Source organism: Thalassospira sp. B30-1, assembly GCF_015767575.1.
Taxonomy (GTDB): Bacteria; Pseudomonadota; Alphaproteobacteria; order Rhodospirillales; family Thalassospiraceae; genus Thalassospira; species Thalassospira xiamenensis.
The window spans coordinates 2238460-2262763 of record NZ_CP065232.1 but is presented as its reverse complement, the minus strand read 5'-3'; the positions used below and the strand labels follow the sequence as shown (position 1 = coordinate 2262763).

At 55.9% G+C, this 24304-nt stretch carries 20 protein-coding genes; 13 read left to right on the top strand and 7 right to left on the bottom strand.

Translation table 11 applies throughout. The annotated features are described in order from the left end of the window. The first annotated feature begins 189 nt into the window (after positions 1–189). Positions 190–2241, top strand: coding sequence for a ComEC/Rec2 family competence protein (locus tag IT971_RS11015; RefSeq protein WP_063091928.1), 2052 nt, complete (start codon positions 190–192; stop codon positions 2239–2241). 63 nt (positions 2242–2304) lie between these two features. Here IT971_RS11015 and lexA read toward each other — a convergent pair whose 3' ends face one another. The 5 genes from lexA to IT971_RS10990 all read right to left on the bottom strand — a co-directional run bounded on the left by lexA (position 2305) and on the right by IT971_RS10990 (position 6094). After that, on the bottom strand, positions 2305–3012 hold the full coding sequence (lexA, locus tag IT971_RS11010; protein WP_007089450.1) for a transcriptional repressor LexA: 708 nt from the start codon (positions 3010–3012) through the stop codon (positions 2305–2307). A gap of 147 nt (positions 3013–3159) precedes the next feature. Further along, on the bottom strand, positions 3160–3639 hold the full coding sequence (gene moaC / locus IT971_RS11005) for a cyclic pyranopterin monophosphate synthase MoaC (protein ID WP_007089451.1): 480 nt from the start codon (positions 3637–3639) through the stop codon (positions 3160–3162). A 20-nt stretch (positions 3640–3659) separates the two neighbouring features. Then, entirely contained in the window at positions 3660–4457 is a 798-nt protein-coding gene (gene trpC / locus IT971_RS11000; RefSeq protein WP_063091929.1) for an indole-3-glycerol phosphate synthase TrpC, read from the bottom strand. After that, entirely contained in the window at positions 4454–5488 is a 1035-nt protein-coding gene (trpD, locus tag IT971_RS10995; protein ID WP_063091930.1) for an anthranilate phosphoribosyltransferase, read from the bottom strand. Before trpD ends, trpC begins: the two co-directional genes overlap by 4 nt. Before the next feature lie 33 nt (positions 5489–5521). Then, entirely contained in the window at positions 5522–6094 is a 573-nt protein-coding gene (locus IT971_RS10990; protein ID WP_007089454.1) for an aminodeoxychorismate/anthranilate synthase component II, read from the bottom strand. A gap of 229 nt (positions 6095–6323) precedes the next feature. Here IT971_RS10990 and IT971_RS10985 point away from each other — a divergent pair, with 229 nt between their 5' ends. Continuing rightward, positions 6324–7502: a divergent polysaccharide deacetylase family protein gene (locus IT971_RS10985; RefSeq protein WP_063091931.1), complete on the top strand. Its 1179-nt coding sequence runs from the start codon at positions 6324–6326 to the stop codon at positions 7500–7502. A gap of 59 nt (positions 7503–7561) precedes the next feature. Here IT971_RS10985 and trpE read toward each other — a convergent pair whose 3' ends face one another. Both trpE and IT971_RS10975 read right to left on the bottom strand, forming a co-directional pair. Next, on the bottom strand, positions 7562–9058 hold the full coding sequence (gene trpE / locus IT971_RS10980) for an anthranilate synthase component I (RefSeq protein WP_063091932.1): 1497 nt from the start codon (positions 9056–9058) through the stop codon (positions 7562–7564). Positions 9059–9162: 104 nt separating this feature from the next. Next, positions 9163–11055: a peptidyl-prolyl cis-trans isomerase gene (locus IT971_RS10975; protein ID WP_063091933.1), complete on the bottom strand. Its 1893-nt coding sequence runs from the start codon at positions 11053–11055 to the stop codon at positions 9163–9165. Between the two features lie 327 nt (positions 11056–11382). Between IT971_RS10975 and tpiA the strand changes: the two genes are divergently transcribed. The 11 genes from tpiA to lipA all read left to right on the top strand — a co-directional run bounded on the left by tpiA (position 11383) and on the right by lipA (position 24272). Then, the gene (gene tpiA, locus IT971_RS10970) at positions 11383–12138 is read left to right on the top strand and encodes a triose-phosphate isomerase (protein ID WP_063091934.1); all 756 of its coding nucleotides are present in this window, start codon (positions 11383–11385) and stop codon (positions 12136–12138) included. Between the two features lie 99 nt (positions 12139–12237). After that, positions 12238–12573: a preprotein translocase subunit SecG gene (gene secG / locus IT971_RS10965; protein WP_007089463.1), complete on the top strand. Its 336-nt coding sequence runs from the start codon at positions 12238–12240 to the stop codon at positions 12571–12573. A 124-nt stretch (positions 12574–12697) separates the two neighbouring features. Next, positions 12698–14326, top strand: coding sequence for a CTP synthase (locus tag IT971_RS10960; RefSeq protein ID WP_063091935.1), 1629 nt, complete (start codon positions 12698–12700; stop codon positions 14324–14326). A gap of 28 nt (positions 14327–14354) precedes the next feature. Further along, on the top strand, positions 14355–15212 hold the full coding sequence (gene kdsA / locus IT971_RS10955) for a 3-deoxy-8-phosphooctulonate synthase (RefSeq protein ID WP_037991591.1): 858 nt from the start codon (positions 14355–14357) through the stop codon (positions 15210–15212). A gap of 104 nt (positions 15213–15316) precedes the next feature. Next, entirely contained in the window at positions 15317–16588 is a 1272-nt protein-coding gene (gene eno / locus IT971_RS10950; RefSeq protein ID WP_007089466.1) for a phosphopyruvate hydratase, read from the top strand. A 289-nt stretch (positions 16589–16877) separates the two neighbouring features. Then, on the top strand, positions 16878–17228 hold the full coding sequence (locus tag IT971_RS10945) for a septum formation initiator family protein (protein ID WP_051682326.1): 351 nt from the start codon (positions 16878–16880) through the stop codon (positions 17226–17228). Positions 17229–17772: 544 nt separating this feature from the next. Then, the gene (gene pdhA / locus IT971_RS10940; protein ID WP_007089468.1) at positions 17773–18783 is read left to right on the top strand and encodes a pyruvate dehydrogenase (acetyl-transferring) E1 component subunit alpha; all 1011 of its coding nucleotides are present in this window, start codon (positions 17773–17775) and stop codon (positions 18781–18783) included. Positions 18784–18836: 53 nt separating this feature from the next. Beyond that, positions 18837–20270 carry a pyruvate dehydrogenase complex E1 component subunit beta gene (locus IT971_RS10935; RefSeq protein WP_063091936.1) on the top strand — a complete coding sequence of 478 codons (1434 nt, stop codon included), beginning with the start codon at positions 18837–18839 and terminating at the stop codon, positions 20268–20270. Between the two features lie 63 nt (positions 20271–20333). Beyond that, positions 20334–21665 carry a pyruvate dehydrogenase complex dihydrolipoamide acetyltransferase gene (locus tag IT971_RS10930; protein WP_063091937.1) on the top strand — a complete coding sequence of 444 codons (1332 nt, stop codon included), beginning with the start codon at positions 20334–20336 and terminating at the stop codon, positions 21663–21665. A gap of 95 nt (positions 21666–21760) precedes the next feature. Then, the gene (lpdA, locus tag IT971_RS10925) at positions 21761–23158 is read left to right on the top strand and encodes a dihydrolipoyl dehydrogenase (RefSeq protein ID WP_037991253.1); all 1398 of its coding nucleotides are present in this window, start codon (positions 21761–21763) and stop codon (positions 23156–23158) included. 118 nt (positions 23159–23276) lie between these two features. Beyond that, complete coding sequence (lipA, locus tag IT971_RS10920; RefSeq protein ID WP_007089472.1) at positions 23277–24272, top strand: lipoyl synthase; 996 nt, start codon at positions 23277–23279, stop codon at positions 24270–24272. Positions 24273–24304 lie beyond the last annotated feature (32 nt).

The window sequence follows — 24304 nt, the reverse complement described above, 5'->3', positions numbered from 1 at the left end:
GGATGTTGTTGCTTGTCGTAATGACTTTTGGCGTGCACGCTATAACACATATGCGGCGGTGTTGCACCACAGCCGATGATAGATAGAAACTGTGCGCCGGGCAGGCTATTGTACATTCGTCGAATAAGTCGTGATGGAATTAATAAAAATCAATATGTTGCGAGAATATTTTCGCAAACAGGATTGTTGTTGGCCGCGCGCAGAAATTCCTGGATCCTGTGCACGGTTATATTCTTCGGGTTGGGATGTGCGGCGTATTTTTCACTTCCTGCGCGCCTGACGGTACAGCAAGCCGGCCTTGCGGTGATTCTTTTGCTGTCCGGATTGTGGATTTCGCGACGCTGGGTTTTGCCATTCTTTGGCATTCTGCTGCTGGCGGGTTTTTGTGGCGGGTTGCTGATTGCATCCATCCATCTTGAAAGGGCGCCATCCGGGCTTCTGACCAAGACGCTTTACATGACAGAGATCGAGGGCGACATCACGCTTCTGGAACCACGGGGCGGGCGGATGCGCATGACCGTGGCACCAATGCGGATCGCGGGGCTTGAGGACCGGGCATTTGACTGGAAGGTGCGATTGAGCCTTCCGGGTGGGGATGAGCTTTCCGTTGGGGATCATATCGTGGCAACGGCACGGCTGTTTCCGTTGCGCGCGGCCTCCGCGCCGGGCGACCCGGATTTTTCACGCGGATTATATCTGGACGGGATCGGGGCGACCGGGTTTGTTTTCGGCCATAAATATAGTGTGACCAAGAAGGCCGAAACAGGAATGATGCAGCCGGTTTCGGACCGGATCGAAAGTCTGCGCCTGACGATCATGACGGCAATCGATCAGAGCCTTACCGGCGCAGAGGCCGGGATTGCCAAGGCACTGATTGTCGGCGAACGCGGCGATGTCAGTGCGAAAATTGCCGATGATCTTCGCAAATCGGGATTGGCGCATCTTCTGGCGATTTCCGGGCTGCATATGGGGCTTTTAAGCGGGACGGTTTTCTTTTTCCTGCGGTTTGGCATGGCGGCCATTCCCGCCCTTGCGCTGCGGTTTCCGATCAAGAAATGGGCGGCTATCGGGGCGATGGGAGCAGCCGTGATCTATCTTGGCCTGTCAGGGGCCAGTGTGCCGACGCAGCGTGCCTTTGTGACGTTGACGATTGTCTGGATTGCGTTGCTGCTGGATCGGCGGGCGATATCGTTGCGGTTGGTGGCGTTTGCGGCGCTGGTTGTTCTGATCCTGCGGCCCGATGCGGTATTGGGGCCAAGCTTTCAGCTTTCCTTTGCGGCGGTGTCGGTTCTGGTGGCGTTTTATGATGGTCCGGGCAGGCGATGGTTTGACAAGTCGGGGGATCGGTCATGGCTATTCCGGCTTTGGCTGTTTTTTGCCGGGCTGGTGATGACCGGGTTGCTGGTTACGGCGGTGACCGCGCCGATCATCGGGTTTCATTTCGGGCGGATTTCGATGATCGGGATCGTGTCCAACCTGATTGCCATTCCGGTGATGGCGTTCTGGGTGATGCCGCTGATTGTGGCGACGCTTGTTCTGATGCCGTTCGGAGCCGGGGGACTGGCATTGTGGTTGATGAAGCCGGGACTGACATTGTTGATTGAAACCGCAAGCCTTGCCGCCGATCAGGCCTGGGGGCTTTGGCATGTCGAGCAGTTTAGTGCCGTATTTGCCATCGGCATCATGATGGCGATGGCCTGGTGGCTGGTCTGGCGGGGGAACGCGATTGCCCGGTTGGCTGTCATTCCGTTATGCGTGGCGATTGCGGCGCAAATCCTGTATCGCCCGGCGGATATTCTGGTTTCGGGGGATCAGGAAAGCTGGGCAATTCGCGACAGGGTGCGCGACAAACTTGTCCTGCCCGAAGGCATTTCGGATTTTCAGCAGTCGGTCTGGATGGCGCGATTTGGTATCGCCGATCATGATGCCGGCAATGTCATCGAAAAATGCGACGCAACGGTTTGTTCCGTCAGGATCGCCGGACGGCAGGTGATCATTGCCAATGATCTTGCCAATCCGTTCTATGCATGCCGCCATGGCGATATGATCATCAGCCTGAAACGCGATATGCCGCGTGATATCTGTGCGCCGGATGTGACTGTCATCGATGATGACCTGTTGTGGTGGCAGGGGGGCGTCTCGGTTGCGTTGCGGCCCGATGCTGCCCCGGTGATCGAAACCGTGCGTGAAACGTCCGGCATCTGGCCGTGGATTATCATCGGGGGCAGGGTGGTCAAATAAAAAACGCCGCCAGGCAAGGCCGACGGCGTTTCTTTCGGTTTGTTCGGTTTATTCGGTATTCTATCAGTATTGGCGGAGCAAACCGATCAGACGTCCCTGAATGCGGACACGATCAGGCGACAGCGCGCGCGTTTCATAACGCGCATTGGCCGGTTCCAGCAGAACTTCGCCACGGCCACGTTTCAGGCGTTTCAGAGTGGCTTCGGCGTCGTCGACCAGTGCGACAACGATGGAGCCATCATTGGCCTGTTCGCAACGCTGGATCAGGACGGTGTCGCCATCGAGAATACCGGCATCGATCATCGAATCACCGGAAACTTCAAGCGCATAGTGATCGCCGGTTCCCAGAAGCGCTGCCGGGACCTGCACCATTGTGGTCTGATCGCGAAGGGCTTCGATCGGGGTACCCGCCGCAATCCGGCCAAACAGCGGCAGGGAAACGGATTCACCCGATTCCGAAAAGGCCGAAGGCACGGTTGCCGGCCGATGCGCAGCCTTTCGCGCGGAGGCGATAGAGGTAACATTGTTGGGCGTTTCCGCGGCGTCGTCATCATTATTATCCGGAAGACGCAGGACTTCGAGCGCGCGGGCCCGATGGGCGAGACGGCGAATAAAACCGCGTTCCTCAAGCCCGGTGATCAGGCGATGAATGCCGGATTTGGATTTCAGGCTCAGGGCTTCTTTCATCTCGTCAAAAGAGGGCGAGATGCCATGATCGCGAAGGTAATTATCGATATAGACCAGCAATTCGTATTGCTTGCGCGTCAGCATGATTTTTTCCGAACCAGTAATAAGAACAAACCGAATACATAAATGTTCTACTTTGGTTCTGCTTGTTCGTCAAGCACCACAACCCGAAAAATCACCGTTTAAGGGCATTCTTTCGGTCAAGAAACGAAATTTGGGTATTTCCAGGGATCAGTCGGCGGTGAAAGTACCCGACTTTCCGCCTTCCTTGTGGACAACGCGAATATCGGTAATCCGCATGGCTTTATCGACCGCCTTGCACATATCGAACACGGTAAGTGCGGTAACGGAAACGGCGGTCAGGGCTTCCATTTCCACCCCGGTTTTGCCGGTGGTTTTGCATGTCGCGACAATATCTACCGCATCGGTGTCAGTTGCGAGTTCCAGCGTGACTTCGGCCGAGGTTAGAGGCAGGGGATGGCAAAGCGGGATCAGGTCAGCGGTTTTCTTGGCCCCCATAATCCCGGCAAGCTGGGCGATGCCAAGAACGTCGCCCTTTTTATGGCCGCGTTCGGCAATCAGCCGGGCCGTTTCCGCCGACATCAGGACACGGCCCTTTGCGATGGCGACGCGCGCGGTATCGGTCTTGGCCGAAATATCGACCATGACGGCATTACCAGCAGCGTCGATATGCGAAAGTTTGTCTGCCATGCCTGTATCCTGTAACGGTATCAGGCCGCGAGGCCAAGAATATTGCGGGTGGCGGCGGTTACGTCGTCCTGACGCATCAGGCTTTCGCCGATCAGGAAGCATTGCGCGCCGACCTTTGCCATGCGGGCGAGGTCATCGTGTGTGAACAGGCCGCTTTCGGCGACCAGCATCCGGCTGTCATCGACCATACCAGCGAGTTCTTCGGTCGTGGTCAGGGAGACTTCGAGCGTTTTCAGATTGCGGTTGTTCACGCCGAGAAGCTTTGATTTCAGTTTCAGGGCGCGTTCGAGTTCCGGGGCGTTGTGCACCTCGATCAGGACATCCATGCCAAGGCTGTTTGCTGCGTCTTCAAGCTCGGCGGCCTGAGCGTCTTCGAGGGCTGCCATGATCAGAAGGATGCAATCGGCACCCAACGCCCGGGCTTCGGTCACCTGATAGGGGTCAAGCATGAAATCCTTGCGCAGGACCGGCAGGTCAACGGCGGCACGTGCCGCGATCAGATAGCTGTCATCGCCCTGGAAATAGGGGATGTCGGTCAGGACCGACAGGCAACTTGCCCCACCGGCCTTATAGGCCTGTGCTAGAACGGGCGGATTGAAATCCGGGCGGATCAGGCCCTTGGACGGGGATGCCTTTTTAATCTCGGCAATCAGGCCGTAACGACCATCCGCAACCGATGTTTCAAGCGCCCTAATGAAGCCGCGTGGGGCGGATTGCGATCTGGCGGCGGTTTCGAGGTCGGCAAGTGACTTTCGCGCCTTGCAGGCAGCGATATGATCGCGTTTGTCGTTACAGATACGTTCGAGTACGTCGCTCACGCTGCGGTCCCCTGATTGGAAATGCGGACAAGTGCCTGCAGGGTTTCTGCGGCTTTGCCGGAATCGATTGCGGTGCGGGCCTTTGCGATGCCATCGGCAAGATCGGTTGCGATGTCGGTCACCACAAGGGCGGCTGCGGCATTCAGCAGAACGATATCGCGATAGGCGCTTTTTTTACCGGCAAGAAGATCGAGAATGGCCTGCGCGTTTGTCTGGGCGTCGCCGCCTTTAAGCGCATCAAGGGTGACGATTTCAAGGCCGTAATCTTCGGGGTTGATTTCAAAGGTCGTAACCGTGCCGTTTTTGACTTCGGCGACAAAGGTCGGGCCGGTTGTTGAAATTTCATCAAGGCCGCTATGACCATAGACAACCCATGCATGTTCGGAACCAAGGCGGTTCAGCACATGGGCAATCGGTTCGACCCATTCACGGGCGAAAACACCCATGACCTGGCGTTTGGTTTTGGCCGGGTTGGCCAGCGGTCCCAGCAGGTTGAAGATCGTGCGCGTGCCCATTTCAACGCGGGTCGGCATCACGTGACGCACGGCCGAGTGATGGCGCGTTGCCATCATGAAGCACAGATTGATTTCCTTTAGCGCCTTTTCAAGAAGCGCCATATCGGCATCGAGATTGACGCCAAGCGCCATCAGAACATCGGCCGATCCCGATTTTGACGACGCCGCGCGGTTGCCGTGCTTGGCAACGATGGCGCCGCAGGCCGCCGCAACGATTGCCGCCCCGGTCGAGATATTGAAGGTGCCGCTGCCATCGCCACCAGTACCACAGGTATCAACCGCATTGGGCGGGGCGATAATGCCGGTCGCCTTGGAGCGCATGACACGCGCCGCCCCGGTGATTTCATCGACCGTTTCACCGCGCAGGCGCAGCGCCATCAGGAAAGCCCCCATCTGCGACGGCGTTGCCTGACCGGACATCAGAACGTCGAAGGCCTGTTCGGCCTGTTCTTCGTTCAGTTTTTCGCCATTTGCGACTTTGGCCAGGATCGGCTTCAGGTCATATTCAGTCGACATGCGGGTTTCCTCGGTTAGCGGTCCGGTGCGGTTTCATGCGCCGGGGAAGTCTATAAAATTCTTCAAAAGGGCATGGCCATGTTCGGATGCGATGCTTTCGGGATGGAACTGGACACCATGAATCTGATGCTGTTTGTGACGCAGCCCCATGATCAGACCATCCCCGTTTTCCGCCGTGATTTCAAGGCAATCGGGCAGGGTTGCGCGATCAACAACCAATGAATGGTAACGGGTCGCTTCAAACGGGCTGGGCAGGCCGTTAAACACGCTTTTGCCTTCGTGCACCATCGCATCGGTTTTGCCATGCATGCATTCGGGCGCGCGCACGACATTGCCGCCAAAGGCCTGACCGATGCCCTGATGACCAAGGCAGACGCCAAGCAGCTTAACCTTGCCCGCCGATGCCCTGATCAGATCAAGACAGATACCCGCGCGATCCGGATCGCAGGGACCGGGCGAGATCACGATGCCTTCGGGCTTTAAAGCCAGCGCATCATCAACCGAGATTTCATCATTGCGGCGGACGTCGACCTCGGGACCGAGTTCGCGCAGATAGTGCCACAGATTGAATGTGAAGCTGTCGTAATTATCGATGAGGAGATACATCGTGGCGCCGGGCTGTGAATATCAGATCGGGCAGAGAATAAACGGCATTGCCGCTACGTCAAGCGATTGCAAAAACCATTTTCCTGCCATTGTTTGCGGTCTTTGTTTGCGGCTTTAACAGGGTGCTAACCTGATCGGGTTTAAAAGCTTCCAAACACAAGCCGCGATAATTGGCGTATAATCACCATATGGGTAACACGACCCAGCAAACGAGACTGGAGACCAGAGCGTGGCACGCCGGGCACAACCCGCCAAAAAGAAAAAAGCGGCACCGCGAAAAACAGGCCGTAGCAAGGCTGCACCGAAGAGGAAATCGGGCGGCATTGGCCGTTTCATGCTGGGCGGTGCGATTGTGGCGGGCACCATTTCGGCATTCATTGCAGCAGGCAGTATGCTTGAGCTGGATCGCGCGTCGCGTGATCTTGGCGAACGGGCCGCCAATTCAGAACCGGAATATACGCCAGCACCGGCCCCGGTACCGGAAAGCCGCAATTATGATTTCAGCGAAAGCAACGGCAATCGCGACCGGACCGGATATATGGTCGGTGAACGTGTGCCGGGTGAAAAAACTGCGCCCGAAACCAGACAACCGCAGAAGGCACCGGTCACAAAGTCGCCTGAACCTGCCGTGTCGCCCGATACCGGCGGGATCAGCGGGGGCGCGCATAGTGATGGTCCGCCGCCATGGCAGAAATTCGCAGCCCTTACCCCTGATACGGGAACCGCACCGGTTATCGCGATTGTGATTGATGATGCGGGCCTTGATCAGCCGCGCACCGCACGCACCATCGAGTTGCCGGGACCGGTGACGATTTCCTATCTGCCCTATGCGCGCGACCTTCAGCGTCAGGTGAATGATGCGCGCGGGCGGGGGCATGAAGTGATGCTTCATATGCCGATGGAGCCGTCGTCGGCATTGGTCGATCCAGGTCCGCATGCGTTGCGCACCGGATTTGACCGCGACAAGATATTGGGCGAGATGACCTGGATGCTGGACCGGTTTTATGGCTATGTCGGTGTGAATAATCACATGGGCAGCAAATTCACATCCGACCCGGAACGCATGCAGGTGGTGATGGAGGTGATGAAATCACGCGGGCTTCTGTTCCTTGATTCCAAAACCAGTGCCAAGTCGGTCGGATTTTCGATGGCACGCCAATATGATGTCCCGGCGCTTGAGCGCGACGTGTTCATTGATGACGCCGATGATGCCACCAAAATTGCCGAAATGCTGGCGCGGACGGAAAAGGTTGCAATCAATCAGGGATTTGCGATTGCGATTGGCCATCCGCGTGACCTGACGCTGGAGGCCCTGCAAAAATGGATTCCCGCCATTCAGGCGAAGGGATTTGTTCTGGTGCCGGTGACCGACATCCTGCGACGAACAAGTCCGAGTGCGACAGGTTGATAAAGAACAAGGCCCGCAGATGAAGCGGGCCTTGTTCTTTTGTTCCAAAATGCAGGAAATCAGGCGAAGCGATGGGCTTCGCGGGCGGCGGCCATAAGCGCGCCTGCCTTGTTCTGGCATTCCTTGTGTTCGAGTTCCGGTTTGCTGTCTACGACAATCCCGGCACCGGCCTGGATATGAATCTGTTCGTCCTTGATGACCGCAGTGCGCAGCGCGATGCAGGTATCCATCGATCCATCGGCGGAGATATAGCCGATACAACCTGCATAAATGCCGCGTCGGACCGATTCCAGTTCATCGATGATTTCCATGGCGCGGACCTTTGGCGCGCCCGATACCGTTCCGGCAGGGAAACCGGCCTTGAGCGCGTCCATCGCATCATATTTGTCGTCGATCTGACCAACGACGTTCGAGACGATATGCATGACATGGGAATAGTATTCGATCTGTTCGCGGTCGGTGACGCGCACCGTACCGGGCTTGGACACACGGCCGACATCATTGCGCCCAAGGTCAAGCAGCATCAGATGTTCCGAACGTTCCTTGGGATCATCAAGCAGGTCCTGGGCCATGACCTTGTCGTCATCGGGTGTCTTGCCGCGCCGACGCGTTCCGGCAATCGGGCGAATGGTGACTTCGCCGTCGCGCAGGCGGACAAGGATTTCCGGGCTGGCGCCGACAACCTGAAACCCGCCGATATCAAGATAAAACATAAAAGGTGACGGATTGATCCGGCGAAGGGCGCGGTAAAAGGCGAAGGGCGGCAATTGATAGGGCAGCGTGTAGCGTTGCGAGAGCACGACCTGAAAGATATCGCCCGCGCGGATATATTCCTTGGCCTGATCGACCATTTTGTGAAAACCGGCCTCGTCGACGCTGACCTTTGGGTCGGGCAGGGTATCGGGGGCGGATTTGGACCGGCGATCAAGGAACAGGTTGCGCTGGAACTGCTGGACGACATCATTGAGGCGCGCACAGGCCAGATCATAGGCCGCATCGGCATCTATGCCTGTTTCGGGGCGGACCGGGGTTACGACGGTAACGGTATCGGCGATGGTATCGAAGCTTGCGGTGACCGTCGGGCGGATAAAGATGCCGTCAGGGACGCCGAGTTCATCCGGGTTGCTATCGGGCAGCTTTTCCATCAGGCGTACGGTGTCATAACCCATATAGCCGACAAGACCGGCGCTCATGGGTGGCAGATTGTCGGGCAGGGCGATGTGGCTTTCGGCGATCAGCTTTTTGAGGCTTTCAAGCGGTGCATCGGGTTCATCTTCGAACGCATCGGCATCGGCAAGGGCGCGACGATTCAGTTCTGCCTTTTGGCCAAAGCAGCGCCAGATCAGATCGGGGCGCAGGCCAAGGAATGAATAGCGTCCGCGCACGGCACCGCCTTCGACAGATTCAAGCAGATAGGTGTTGGGCATGCCTTCGGCGATCTTGAGAAACGCCGAGACGGGCGTATCAAGATCAGCGGTCAGCGAGGTCCAGAGAACCTGTGAAATGCCGTTATTGTAGTTCTGCTTGAAACTGTTGAAATCCGGTTTGATTTCCATGGTCTGTCCAATTTTGGTCGATTAGGGGTGGGCGGTATGAGGCAGCGCAGAGTTTAACGAAAAAGGGCGGCCCGATGAAAGGCCGCCCCCATTTCTGATCGGGATCAGTTGGCCGCGGTTTGCGGATAAAGACCGTTGATCACGCTGTTATTGACGCTGACCGAAATCTCGTCCTGCAGGTAATCAAGATATTCTGCAAGGATGTCTTCGTTCAGGCCCTGTTTGAGTTCGGTCACGACAGGGTCGGCAGCGCCTTCGGCAATGGTGCCAGCTTTGATCTGATCAAGTTTCAGAACCAGAACATTGTCGCCGGACTGAACGGCCTTTGCCTTGCCTTCTTCAAGGGTGAAGAGGGCTGCGGCTACCGCCGGGCTGACATTGCCTTGGAGGCCCTGACCGGTACGTTTGGTCAGGCCGCTTTGTTCGAGTTCGGCACTGTCGCTAGTAGCGAGCGTTGCGATATCGGCATTCTGGTCATTGATCGATGCGGCAAGCTGATCGGCTTTTTCAAGCATCAGACGGTTGCGTTCATCGGTTTTCCATGCGGTAACAACGTCATCACGCACGTCTTCAAACGGACGCAGTGCCGACGGGGTGACGTCATCAACGCGTGCGACATAACGAACACCGGTCGAGGTTTCTTCGAGGAAGCTTTCCTCGCCCTTGCCGAGTTCGAAAATCTTGGCATTGATCTCACCGCTGTCGGTGATTTCAGTACCCAGACCTTCGCCACGCACAACGTCGTTCAGTTTATAGGTTTTTGCGCCAACCGCGTTTGCGGCTTCTTCAAGCGGGGTCCCGGCACCAAGTTCATCATCAAGCTTGGCGGCAAGATCATAGATCGCGTCTTCGGCCTTGAACTGCCGGACACCGGCCTCGACATCGTCGCGAACCTGATCAAGGGTTTCGGTCTGTTCCGGCGTAATGCCGGTCACGCGAATGATATGCCAGCCAAGGGCTGTTTCGACCGGTTCGGAAAATGCGCCTTCTTCAAGGCCAAACGTCGCATCGCGCAGATCGGGAAGGATGTTGTCGGCGGTGAATTCACCAAGTTTGACAATCGACGGATCCATACCGGCATCGTCGGTTGCGACCTGCATGAAATCGGCACCACCCTGAAGCGCCTTATAGGCCTCCTGGGCACTTTCCTTTTCATTGGGGGCAAACAGGATCTGTTCGACAACGCGTTTTTCCGGAGTCTGGAATTCCGGCAGGCGATGGTTATATGCCTCGAGAATTTCTTCTTCGGTGACATCCATATTTGCCGCCAGATCCTTCGCCGAAAGGGTGACCAGGGTCACATCGCGGCTTTCGGGGGCGGTGAATTGCGGTGCGTTGTCTTCGTGATATTTACGAAGGGTCGCGTCATCGGGCGTTTCGATCGTGTCGAATTCCGAAGCATTCAGGGCAAAGAAGCTGCCGCTGCGCTGTTCGTTGCGGTAGGCGGCAATCTGTTGTGCCATGACGTCAGGGACGCTGACGGCACCGGCGAGGCTGCCGACAACCTGCTGGCCCATCATGTCCCCACGAACACCTTCGATGAATTCCGGTTCGGTATATCCGCTGGAATACAGCGCCTGAAGGAAACGTTCGCGGTCGAACTGGCCGGTGGTTTCATTCTGGAAGCCCGGAGAGGCGAAAATCGTCTCGCGCACTTTTTCGTTGCTGATGCCGATGCCCATTTCCTTGGCGTTTTCACGCAGGATTTTCTGGGAAACCAGATTTTGAACCGTATTGTTCAAAAGGCCCATCTGGATGGCTTGCTGACGGTCGAAATTCGGACCGAAAACGCTGCGCATGTTCTGGATACTGCGCTGGAAGGCGCGATCCAGTTCGGCGGGGCTGATATTTTGGCTGCCGATTTCAGCAACCTGACGCGATGTTCCAAGATCGAGCATCGACGCATTCAGGCCCCATCCGACGAAGCTGATTGCAATCACGCCGAGGATGATCTTGGCAAAGATTGATTTCGAAAAAGAGCGAATGCCAGCAAGCATATGATAAGCCTAACAATTCGTGGTTGGTGCCGATGACAATGCAGATGACAATGTACCGGCAGCGTTTCTTTTATCTGCCGGAACATAACGAAAATCCCGGCGCAATTGCCGCGCATCTTAATGGCGAGAGGTAAGGGCGGCAACATCCGATTGCATTGACCGTGCCCGAAGTTCGGTTGACAGTGTTTTCCGGGGCTTGGCCGGGGCCTGAGCGCGTGCTAAAACCCGCATCGAACCGTGTTTGTAACAATACTTGTCGGATCGGTTCCCGCATGGCCCAGCCATTGCCTGATCCAAAACCCGTCGCAGCAAGAGGTAGATATACATATGTCACAGCGCCGTCCCCTGATCGCCGGAAACTGGAAAATGAATTGCCTGCGCACCGACGGGCTTGCACTTGCGCGCGGACTGTCTGACCGCGCAAAGGCAAAAGGTGATCTGGCATGTGATATTCTGGTCTGTCCGCCAGCAACCCTGATTTCCGATGTTGCCGGTGTTACGGCCAAGAGTGCCGTCAAGGTTGGCGGTCAGGATTGCCATGTTGCCGTTTCGGGCGCGCATACCGGGGATATTGCGGCCCCGATGCTGGCCGATATCGGCGCGACCCATGTTCTTGTCGGGCATTCCGAACGTCGGGCCGACCACGGTGAAAGTTCGACCGTTATTCGCCAGAAAACAATGGCAGCCCATGATGCCGGTCTGATTGCGGTGGTCTGTGTTGGCGAGACCGAGCTGGAACGCGATCTTGGTGCGACGCTTGCGGTGGTCAATGGCCAGATTGCGGTTTCGGTTCCTGATGAGGCGACAGCGGAAAATACCGTCATTGCCTATGAGCCGGTCTGGGCGATTGGCACGGGGCGCACGGCAAGCGTTGATGAAGTTGCCGAAGTTCATGCTGCAATTCGTGCAGGGCTGACGGCACGATTTGATGATGGTGACAAATTCAGAATTCTGTATGGTGGTTCGGTAAAGCCGTCCAATGCGGCTGAATTGCTGTCTGTGCCCGATGTTGACGGTGCACTGGTTGGCGGGGCGAGCCTCAAGGTTGACGATTTTTGGAAAATTATTGAAAGTTGCGCCTAGCCAACTGTCATAAAACACGTTAAATACGCATCAAATTTTTGCCCGATCCGGCCATAATAATGTTCGGATCGGAAGTTTTAGGACAAGAGTTTCGAGACCATGCAAACTGTTATTCTGGTAATTCACCTTCTTCTTGCGCTTGGCATGATTGCCGTCATTCTCGTACAGCGCAGCGAGGGCGGTGGGCTTGGTATCGGCGGAAGCGGCGGCGGTGGCGGCGGCGGTAATTTCGGCGTCATGAGCTCGCGCAGCGCAGCAAACCTTCTGACACGTACGACCGCTATTCTTGCCGGGGCATTCATGATTACAAGCCTTGCCCTGGCATTGTTGTCCAACACTCATACCCAGCCGACATCCATACTGGATCAGGCTCCGGCCCCGGCAGCTGAACAACAGCCCGCCGAGGACACCGGACCGGCGGCTCCGACCCGCTAAAAAACAAACCGACGACCAGAGGCGGCAAAATTGCCGCCTCAATTTTTGATTGTTGTATTCCCCGGTTCGTGATGCACTGAGCGGCATCGAACTGCGGCGTTTTGCTTTGAGATGAGGCAAAGACATGACCCGTTATATCTTTATCACCGGTGGCGTTGTTTCTTCGCTGGGCAAGGGCCTGGCATCTGCTGCTTTGGGGGCCTCGCTTCAGGCACGTGGTTTCACTGTTCGCCTGCGCAAGCTTGATCCGTATATCAACGTTGATCCGGGCACCATGAGCCCGTATCAGCATGGCGAATGTTATGTGACCGAAGACGGGGCGGAGACCGACCTTGATCTTGGTCACTATGAACGTTTCACCGGTGTTTCGTCGCGTCGTTCCGACAACGTGACCACCGGTCGCATCTATTCCAACGTGATTGCGCGCGAACGTCGCGGCGATTATCTGGGCGGGACCGTTCAGGTGATCCCGCATATTACCGATGCGATCAAGGAATTCGTTCAGTCCGATGCGACCGAGGATTTTGTCCTTGTCGAGATCGGCGGTACGGTTGGCGATATCGAAAGTCTGCCGTTCCTTGAAGCGATCCGCCAGATGGGCAACGAGCTTGGCGATGGCCGCACGCTGTTCATGCATCTGACGCTGGTGCCTTATATTTCGTCGGCGGGCGAGCTTAAAACCAAACCGACCCAGCATTCCGTCAAGGAACTGCAAAGCGTTGGTATTCAGCCCGATATCCTGCTGTGCCGTTGTGACCGTGAAATTCCGGTCAATGAGCGCCGCAAGATTGCACGTTTCTGTAACGTGCGCGAAGCCGCTGTTATTCCGGCCTATGACGTCGACAATATCTATCAGGTGCCGATCAGCTATCACCAGTATGGTCTTGATAACGAAGTGCTTCATCACTTCGGCCTGCAGGCACAGGACCCGGATCTGGGGCCGTGGGAAGAAATCTGCAACATCATCCGTAATCCGGAAGGTGAGGTTACTATCGGGATCGTTGGCAAATATATTCAGTTGCCCGATGCCTATAAGTCGCTCACCGAAGCACTGACCCATGGCGGCATCGCCAACAAGGTCCGTGTCAAACTGGAATGGATTGCGTCTGACGCGCTTGAAAAAGAAGGCGATGTTAGCGAAATCCTGTCCAAACTGGACGCGATCATGGTGCCGGGCGGATTTGGCGAGCGTGGCACGGAAGGCAAGATTGCCGCTGCGCGCTATGCCCGTGAAAACAAGGTGCCGTATTTCGGGATTTGCTTTGGTATGCAGATGGCGGTTCTTGAAGCGGCCCGCAATCTTGCGGACCTTAAGGATGCATCTTCATCGGAATTCGGTCCGACGAAAACACCGCTTGTGGGCTTGATGACCGAATGGGCCAAAGATGGTGGCTCGGTTGAGCGTCGTAGCGGCGAAGATGATCTTGGTGGCACCATGCGCCTTGGCAACTACGAGTGCAAACTGGTCGACGGTACGCGTGCGCGTGATATCTATGGCAGTGAGACCGTTCTTGAGCGCCATCGCCATCGTTACGAAGTTAACGTAAACTTCATGGCGCAGCTTGAGGAAAAAGGGCTTAAATTCTCGGGTCTGTCGCCGGACGGGCGTTTGCCGGAAATCGTCGAATACCCGGATCACCCGTGGTTCATCGGCGTTCAGTTCCACCCGGAACTGCGTTCGCGTCCGCTTGATCCGCATCCGCTGTTTGTGTCCTATATCAAGGCCGCCAAAGAGCGCAGCCGTCTGGTTTGATCAAACAGCCTGAATGAAAGACTTCGAAATGACGGAAATCAAAACTGTCAAAGTCGGCAATATCGAATTCGCCAATGACAGGCCCTTTGCGCTTCTGGCGGGGCCATGCGCGATCGAAAGCCGTCAGCACGCACTGGAAATGTCCGCAGCGCTTAAGGAATTGTCCGAGGGGCTCGGGATCGGGCTTGTTTACAAAAGCTCGTTTGACAAGGCAAACCGCACCAGCAGCACGTCGAGGCGCGGGGTTGGACTGGTCGAGGGTCTCGACATTCTGGCAGAGGTCAAGGAAAAGACCGGCCTTCCGATTGTCACCGACGTTCATCTGCCAGATCAGTGTGCGTCGGTCGCCGAAGTTGCCGATATTCTGCAAATTCCGGCGTTCCTGTGCCGTCAGGCCGATCTTTTGCAGGCCGCGGGTAAAACCGGGCGCGCGGTGAATGTCAAAAAGGGCCAGTTCCTGGCACCCTGGGACATGGCGAATGTTGCGAACAACATTGCGTCAACCGGCAACGAAAACATCATGCTTTGTGATCGCGGGACCAGCTTTGGCTATAACACGCTGGTAACCGATTTCCGTGGACTTCCCACCATGGCCCGTCAGGGCTATCCGGTCGTATTTGATGCGACCCATTCTGTTCAGCAGCCGGGTGGGCAGGGGACAACGTCAGGTGGACAGCGCGAATTTGCGCCGGTTTTGGCGCGTGCGGCTGTATCTGTCGGCATTGCCGCCCTGTTTATCGAAACCCACGATAACCCGGATGCGGCCATCAGCGATGGCCCGAACCAGATTCCCTTGAACAAGCTTCCGGAAGTTTTGTCGGTTCTGATGGAACTGGACAAAGTGGCAAAAGCCAATCCGGTTCGTCTGGACATGTTCAAGGATTGATATGCAAATGCCGCCATCAGACATGATGGCGGCATTTCTTTTATGCTGTAACCAAAGCACCCGATTGGGGTGCAGATAATCTCAGTGAGGAGAATGTTTCCGTCATGACCGCTATTATCGATATCCGCGGCCGCGAAATCCTCGATAGCCGTGGCAACCCGACTGTCGAAGTTGATGTAACTCTGGAAAGTGGCGCCTTTGGTCGTGCAGCCGTTCCGTCGGGTGCATCCACCGGTGCGCATGAAGCCGTCGAGCTGCGTGACAAGGAAGACCGTTATCTTGGCAAGGGCGTGACCAAAGCGGTTGCCGCCGTCAATGGCGAGATTTTCGAAGCCCTGGCCGGTATGGATGCCGAAGACCAGGTCGAGGTCGATGGCATCATGATCGATCTTGACGGGACGCCGAACAAGAGCCGTCTTGGCGCGAATGCCATTCTGGGTGTTTCGCTGGCGGTTGCCAAGGCTGCGGCTGAAGAAGCGGGCCTTCCGCTTTATCGTTATGTTGGTGGGGCTTTCGCCCGCACCTTGCCGGTGCCGATGATGAACATCATCAATGGCGGTGAACATGCCGACAACGCGATTGACGTTCAGGAATTCATGGTGATGCCGGTTTCGGCAGAAACCGGATCGGACGCAATCCGCATGGGTGCGGAAATCTTCCATAACCTGAAAAAGGCCCTGTCAGCAGATGGTCTGAGCACTTCTGTTGGTGACGAAGGTGGTTTTGCCCCGAATATCGGGTCGAGCGAAGAAGCCATCAGCTACATCATGAAGTCGATCGAAGCTGCCGGTTATCGTCCGGAAGAAGACGTTGTCCTTGCCCTTGATGCGGCATCGACCGAATTCTACAAAGGTGGCAAATACGTTCTGGCGGGCGAGAACAAGACCCTTGATGCAGACGGCATGGTCAAATACTGGGCCGATCTGGTCAGCAAGTATCCGATTTTCTCGATCGAAGACGGCATGTCTGAAGATGACTGGGACGGTTGGGCGGCATTGACGTCGGAAATCGGCAAAAAGGTTCAGCTGGTCGGGGACGATCTGTTCGTAACCAATCCGAAGCGCCTTGCCGATGGCATCAAGAAGGGCGTTGCCAACTCGATCCTCGTGAAGGTCAACCAGATCGGTTCGCTGACCGAAACGCTTGAGGCCGTCGAAATGGCCCATCGTGCTGGCTATACTGCGGTTATGTCACACCGTTCGGGCGAAACCGAAGATTCGACCATCGCCGATCTTGCGGTTGCCACCAATTGCGGGCAGATCAAAACCGGTTCGCTGTCACGTTCTGACCGTCTGGCGAAATACAACCAGTTGATCCGCATCGAAGAGATGCTGGGGGCCGGTGCCTATTATCCGGGGCGTTCGATCCTGAAATAAGGTTCGATTGCAGGACTGAACCTGAAAAACCGTCCCGTCATTCCGGGACGGTTTTTTTTGTTGTTCAGGATCAGCTAATTGAGCGTAACTGCCCTGTATTAGCATTGCTGTTTTAAGCTTATTTTTACCCTGTTGTGATTAGCTGTGAGAGTATTTTTGCGAGAGTTCTGTCTGCTGCGAGATTTATGCCTTTGGGTTCAAAGGGAAATAACGCACGCAGTTTTTCCGTTCCGGTTTCGGAATGGTGTTTTTCTGTTGTTCGTCTCGTATCCGCAAAGGGCAGGGGTAAATGTCTTCAACGTCACCGGTTATTCGCCGACTAGGTCAGGCTATTGCACCGGTTATTGCATTTACCATTATGGTCTATTTCATCTTCCACAGTGTCGAAGGTAATCGTGGTTTGCTGGCTTATTGGTCGATGCAGGACCGCGTGGCCGATATCGCAAAAGTGCGTGACGAAATCATCGACAAGCGCAAGCATCTCGAGCAGCGCGTGATTGCGATGCGCCCGAAGCATCTTGATCCTGATCTGCTCGATGAACGTGCGCGCGCGATGCTGAATGCCGCGCACCCGGATGATCTGATTATCTTCCATCACAATGGCTACCCGGCCGACGAAACGGTTGCTGCCAGCCAGTAATCGGTCGCGGCAGATTTGTGCTTAGAATCCGGCTGGGTTTTTATGCGCGCGATCAACTTCCAAAATTGAAAATGCGCGCGTCCGGGGCTGTATTTCCCATGATTTTACAGCCCGGGCTGCTTGGCGAGAGTTTGACATCCTCTCATACAGCGTTGTTTCAACTGTCTTTTGGTTGATTTGTGACCTGCAATAGTTTGTGATCAGGGCAACGCAACCTTTTGTTTCTTCTGGCAGTTGCGAAATAAACGTGTCGGATCTGTGATATTCTTTTCAGGAAAGCATAGCATTTGTGACCTGATGGAATGAACGGGAATGAAGCCGGTTCCTCAAGTCACTGGAAACGCTTGAATTATGTATATATGCAAAAAAACATGAATTAACCATTATTTGGTTTATTTGTGATTGTGCGTTGCAAAACAACAGTTTACGGGTGGTTAGATTGCTTGCTTCGACACGTAGTTTTGGGTAGTCATTTCGGTGGTCCAGTACCGAATTAAGCGCTCATACATGATGCTTAAGCGACAGCCATCCACCGGGAGGAAACATGGCGACCACAAAACGCAAACGCGCCACGACGCGCGCCGACAATCAGGCGAGCAGTGACGATCTCCTCAAATATTACCGTGAAATGCTGCTGATCCGTCGCTTTGAAGAAAAAGCCGGTCAGCTTTATGGCATGGGGCTTATTGGTGGCTTCTGCCATCTTTACATCGGGCAGGAAGCTGTCGTTGTCGGCATGCAGGCTGCCATTACCGGCGATGATGGTGTGATCACCAGTTACCGCGACCACGGCCATATGCTGGCCTGTGGCATGGACCCAGCAGGGGTCATGGCAGAGCTGACCGGCCGTGAAGGCGGTTATTCGCACGGCAAGGGCGGCTCGATGCACATGTTCTCCAAGGAAAAGAACTTCTATGGCGGGCATGGTATCGTCGGCGGGCAGGTTTCGCTCGGCACCGGTATTGCCTTCAATTACAAATATCGCGGTCAGGACCGTGTCTGCCTGACCTATCTTGGGGACGGTGCCGTCAACCAGGGGCAGGTATACGAATCCTTCAACATGGCAGCGCTCTGGAAGCTTCCGGTGATCTATTGCATCGAGAACAACCAGTATGCCATGGGAACGTCGGCACAGCGCCATTCGGCCAGCCCGGACCTTTACGAGCGCGGTTCTGCCTATGGTATCCCGGGTGAACAGGTTGATGGCATGGACGTTCTGGCGGTCAAGGATGCCGGTGAACGTGCCGTTGCGCATTGCCGCGAAGGCAAAGGGCCCTATATCCTTGAGCTCAAGACCTATCGCTATCGCGGGCATTCCATGTCCGACCCGGCGAAATATCGTACCAAGGACGAGCTCGACAAAATGCGTAAAGAGCACGATCCGATCGATATGGTCAAAAAGCTGCTGATCGATGGCAATATCATCGACGAGGCTGGCCTCAAGGACATCGACAAGGATGTGAAAGCGGAAGTCGCCAAAGCGGCGGAGTTTGCGCAAAACAGCCCGGAACCGGATGTTTCCGAACTGTTCACAGATATTCTGATCGACGCGTGATCGCGACACCCGCGAACCGCTTTTGACCGATATTTCCCGGGAGAGAGGGAACAATGCCGATTGAAGTTTTGATGCCGGCGCTGTCGCCGACCATGACAGAAGGCACTCTTGCCAAATGGACCGTCAAGGAAGGCGACACTGTTGCCTCCGGTGACGTGATTGCAGAAATTGAAACCGACAAGGCCACGATGGAAGTCGAGGCCGTTGACGAAGGGACCATCGGCAAGATCGTGATTGCCGAAGGGACTGAAAACGTCGCGGTGAATGCTGTGATCGCCTATATCCTCGAAGAAGACGAGGATGCTTCTGCCCTTGATAATGTTTCGGCGTCTTCTGCACCGAAAGCCGACGCCGCGCCGGCCGAAGCCAAGGAAGAAGAAAAGGCACCGGCCAGTTCGTCCAATGCAGCACCTGTTGCTGCAAGCGGTGCGATTGAACGCGCCGAACAGGACCCGCGTGCCATGAGCGTCATGAACGCGACCAAGGACGAGAAAACCTATACCTCGTTCAAGACCCAGACCGTTCGTGAAGCCCTGCGCGATGCCATGGCCGAAGAAATGCGGGTCGATGAGAACGTTTATGTCATGGGGGAAGAAGTCGCGCAGTATCAGGGGGCTTATAAAGTCACCCAGGGCCTGCTTGATGAATTCGGTGACAAGCGTGTTGTCGATACCCCGATTACCGAGCATGGCTTTACCGGCCTTGCAACCGGTTCGGCATTCATGGGCCTGAAACCGGTTCTTGAGTTCATGACCTTTAACTTCGCCATGCAGGCGATTGACCAGATCATCAACTCTGCTGCGAAGACCTTGTATATGTCCGGTGGCCAGCTTGGCTGCCCGATCGTGTTCCGTGGCCCGAACGGTGCCGCGTCGCGTGTGGGCGCACAGCATTCGCAGTGCTATGCATCCTGGTATGCACATTGCCCGGGGCTTAAGGTTGTAGCACCTTGGTCGGCGGCCGATGCGAAGGGGCTGCTCAAGGCCGCTATTCGTGATCCGAACCCGATTGTCTTCCTTGAAAACGAAATCCTTTACGGACAGAGCTTCGAAGTGCCGGACGACGAAGATTTCGTTCTTCCGATTGGTCAGGCAAAGATCGAACGCGAAGGGACGGACGTCACCATCGTTGCGTTTTCAATCATGGTCGGCAAGGCGCTGAAAGCGGCAGAACAGCTTGCAGAGCAGGGCATTTCCGCCGAAGTCATCAACCTTCGGACCATCCGTCCGCTTGATGTGAACACCATCGTTCGCTCGGTCATGAAAACCAACCGTCTCGTGACCTGCGAAGAAGGCTGGCACTTTGCCGGTATCGGTGCCGAGATCGCATCGGTCATCATGGAACATGCGTTTGATTACCTTGATGCGCCGGTTGCGCGCGTTACCGGTGAAGATGTTCCGATGCCATATGCTGCCAACCTCGAAGTGCTTGCACTTCCGCAGGAGCAACACATCGTCGATGCGGCCAAGGCCGTTTGCTATCGCTAAGTAAAACGGACAGGGGCAGGGCGCGGCAAACCCGCGCCGCCCCGTTACCGGGAGATTGCGTTCATGCCTGTTAAGATATTGATGCCGGCCCTGTCGCCGACCATGACCGAAGGCACCTTGGCGAAATGGCTTGTCAAGGAAGGCGACACCGTTGAGTCAGGTGACGTCATTGCCGAAATCGAAACCGATAAAGCCACGATGGAAGTTGAAGCCGTCGACGAAGGCAAAATCGGTAAAATCCTTGTTTCCGAAGGCAGCGAAGGCGTTGCCGTGAACGAGGTTATCGCACTTCTTCTGGAAGAAGGCGAAGATGCCAGCGCCCTTGACGGGGCGGATACGTCTTCGGCGTCTGTTGGCGGCGGCGATGCCGAACCAGCAGCCGAGGCACCGAAACAGGAAGCGTCCAAGCCAGAAGCCGCCCCGGCAAAAGGCCTGGCACCTGCGGCACCTGTTTCCGGTGGGGATCGTATCAAGGCAAGCCCATTGGCGCGTCGTATTGCAGCCAATGAAGGCGTTGATCTTGGCAAGGTCGAAGGTTCGGGCCCGCGTGGTCGTGTTGTGAAACGCGATGTCGAAGCCGCGATGTCGTCCAAACCGGCCGATAAAGCTGCTTCTGCTGCTGCTTCTTCGGCTCCTGCTGGCGAGAAACCGGCGGCAGCCCCGCAGGCACCGGCGGCGTCTGGCTGGAACCCGGATCTGACCGGTTTGCCGGAATACGAAGAAATCCCGAACAGCTCGATGCGCAAGGTTATTGCCCGTCGTCTGACCCAGTCCAAACAGCAGGTTCCGCATTTCTACCTGACGGTCGATTGCGAACTCGACAATCTGCTTGCCACCCGCAAGCAGCTTAACGAGAAGGCCGGCGAGGGTGTGAAGGTATCGGTCAATGATTTCGTCATTCGTGCCGCATCCATTGCGCTTAAACGCGTACCGGCAGCCAATGCGGTTTGGACCGATGCGGCCATCCTGCAGTGCAAGCAGCAGGATATTTCGGTGGCGGTTGCCATCGAGGGCGGCCTGATCACCCCGGTTATCCGCAATGCGGGTGGCAAGGGGCTTGCCGAAATCTCGACCGAGATGAAGGCACTGGCTGGCAAGGCACGCGAAGGCAAGCTGAAACCAGAAGAATTCCAGGGCGGGACTTTCTCTGTCTCTAACCTTGGCATGTTTGGCATCAAGGAATTCTCTGCCATCATCAACCCGCCGCAGGGCTGCATTCTGGCCGTTGGTGCCGGTGAACAGCGCGCGGTTGTCAAGGACGGTGCCTTGGCTATTGCCACCGTCATGAGCTGCACGCTTTCGGTCGACCATCGTGTGGTCGATGGTGCGGTCGGTGCTGAATTCATGGCTGAATTCAAAAAGCTGATCGAAGATCCGCTGAGCATGTTGCTCTGAGGTTCGGAAATTGCGCGGGGACTTTAAATAGTCCCCGCAAGCATTTGAATTTCAAGACCTGTGACCGGTGACGGGCAGGCGAAGGAGATCTTACGATGGCGGATAACAATTTCGACTTAATCGTTGTTGGCGCGGGCCCCGGTGGCTATGTCACGGCCATTCGTGCCGCACAGCTTGGCCTGAAAACCGCGGTTGTTGAACGCGAACATCTTGGCGGCATCTGCCTGAACTGGGGCTGTATTCCGACCAAGGCCCTGCTGCGTTCGGCAGAAGTCTATCGCAACATGCAGCATGCCAAGTCATTCGGTCTGTCATGCGAAAAGCCTTCCTTTGATCTGGATGCAGTCATTCAGCGTTCGCGCGGTGTTTCCAAGCAGCTTTCGGGTGGTGTTGGCCATCTTCTGAAGAAGAACAAGGTCACCGTGATCAACGGCGAAGCCAAATTCGACGGTCCGAAAAAGATCAAGGTCGAAGGCAAGGATGCCGGTACCTATACCGCAAAGAATTACATTATCGCGACCGGTGCACGGGCGCGCTCCCTGCCGGGGCTGGAAGCCGATGGCAAGGTGGTCTGGGACTATAAAAAGGCGATGACGCCTGATAAGATGCCCAAAAGCCTTGTGGTTGTCGGTTCAGGCGCGATTGGTATCGAATTTGCCAGCTTCTATCACACCATGGGTGCGGAAGTGACGGTGGTCGAAATCATGTCGCAGATCATGCCGGTCGAAGACAAGGAAGTGGCCGCCCTTGCGCAGAAGATGATGACCAAGGACGGGATGAAAATCCTGACAGAAGCCAAGGTCGCAAACCTTAAGCGCAACGCCGACAATGTTGTCGTCACGATTGAAACCAAGGACGGCAAGAAACAGGAATTGACCGTTGATCGCGTGATTTCCGCGGTTGGTGTGATCGGCAATACCGAAAATCTCGGTCTGGAAACCACCAAGGTCAAGGTTGATCGCAACGTCATTGATACGAACGAGTATTCGGCAACGGCAGAACCGGGCATTTATGCCATTGGTGACGTCGCAGGCCCGCCGATGCTGGCGCACAAGGCCGAGCATGAAGGCGTGATCTGCGTTGAAAAGATTGCCGGGGTCAAAGGGGTTCACCCGCTTGATCCGCGCAAGATTCCGGGTTGCACCTATTGCCATCCGCAGGTGGCAAGTGTCGGTCTGACCGAAGCCAAAGCGAAGGAAGCCGGTTACGACGTCAAGGTCGGCAAATTCCCGTTCATCGGGAACGGCAAGGCGGTTGCACTGGGCGAGGCCGAAGGTCTGGTCAAGACGGTGTTTGATGCCAAGACCGGTGAATTGCTTGGTGCGCACATGGTTGGTGCCGAAGTGACCGAGCTGATCCAGGGCTTTGTCGTGGCCATGGGCCTCGAAACGACCGAAGAAGATCTGATGCATACGGTATTCCCGCATCCGACCCTTTCGGAAATGATGCATGAGTCGGTCCTTGACGCCTATGGGCGTGCGATCCACTTCTAGAATATAGCGTTGTACCGGGCAAACATGCCCGGTATGACCGCTTTGGACGATTGTCGGTTTGACAAATGCGTGACGTGGCGGCACATTGCCGCCCGTCCAATCCTTCGGAGGTAACTCTATGTCGACGGCGCGCAACGAAGCACAGGCACTTCGTCACCCGGAAAAGCAGAAACGCCCGGATCGTCCGTCCGGACGCAAACCGGAATGGATTCGTGTCAAGGCGCCAACCTCGAAGGGGTATCAGGAAACGCGCGAACTTGCGCGCGGCCTGAATTTGCATACCGTCTGCGAAGAAGCGGCGTGCCCGAACATTGGTGAATGCTGGCAGAAGAAACACGCATCCTTCATGATCATGGGGGATACCTGCACGCGTGCCTGTTCGTTCTGTAACGTCAAGACCGGCATGCCCGGTGCGCTTGACCCGTTCGAGCCGGAAAACCTTGCGATGGCGGTTGCCGACATGGCGCTTAAACATGTCGTGATCACCTCGGTCGACCGTGATGATCTGGCCGATGGTGGGGCCGCACATTTTGCCCGCGTGATCGAGGCGATCCGCCATAAATCGCCGGAAACTACGATTGAAATTCTGACCCCCGATTTCCGCGATAAGCCAGGTGCCGTTGAAATCGTTGCCCGTGCACGTCCGGACGTTTTCAACCATAACCTTGAAACCGTTCCCAGACTCTATACCTCGATCCGGCCGGGCGCGCGCTATTACCAGTCGCTGCGCATTCTTGATCGCGTCAAACAGATTGATCCGACGATCTTTACCAAATCGGGTCTGATGGTCGGGTTTGGTGAAGAACGCCATGAACTGGCACAGGTCATGGATGATCTGCGGGTTGCGGATGTCGACTTCCTGACGATTGGCCAGTATTTGCAGCCGACGCTCAAGCACGAACCGGTTAACCGGTTCGTGACGCCGGACGAGTTCAAGGATTACGCCTCGATGGCGCGCGGCAAGGGCTTCCTGATGGTGTCGGCAACGCCGCTGACGCGTTCAAGCTATCATGCAGACCGTGACTTCGAGGAACTGCGCAAGGCACGCGAAAGAAAGCTTGCGGCTGCTGACGAAGCCAAAGCCAGAATGCAGGCAACAACAGCGGCGCAGTAAGTGCGCCGCATTTCAAACCGATAAACGCGACG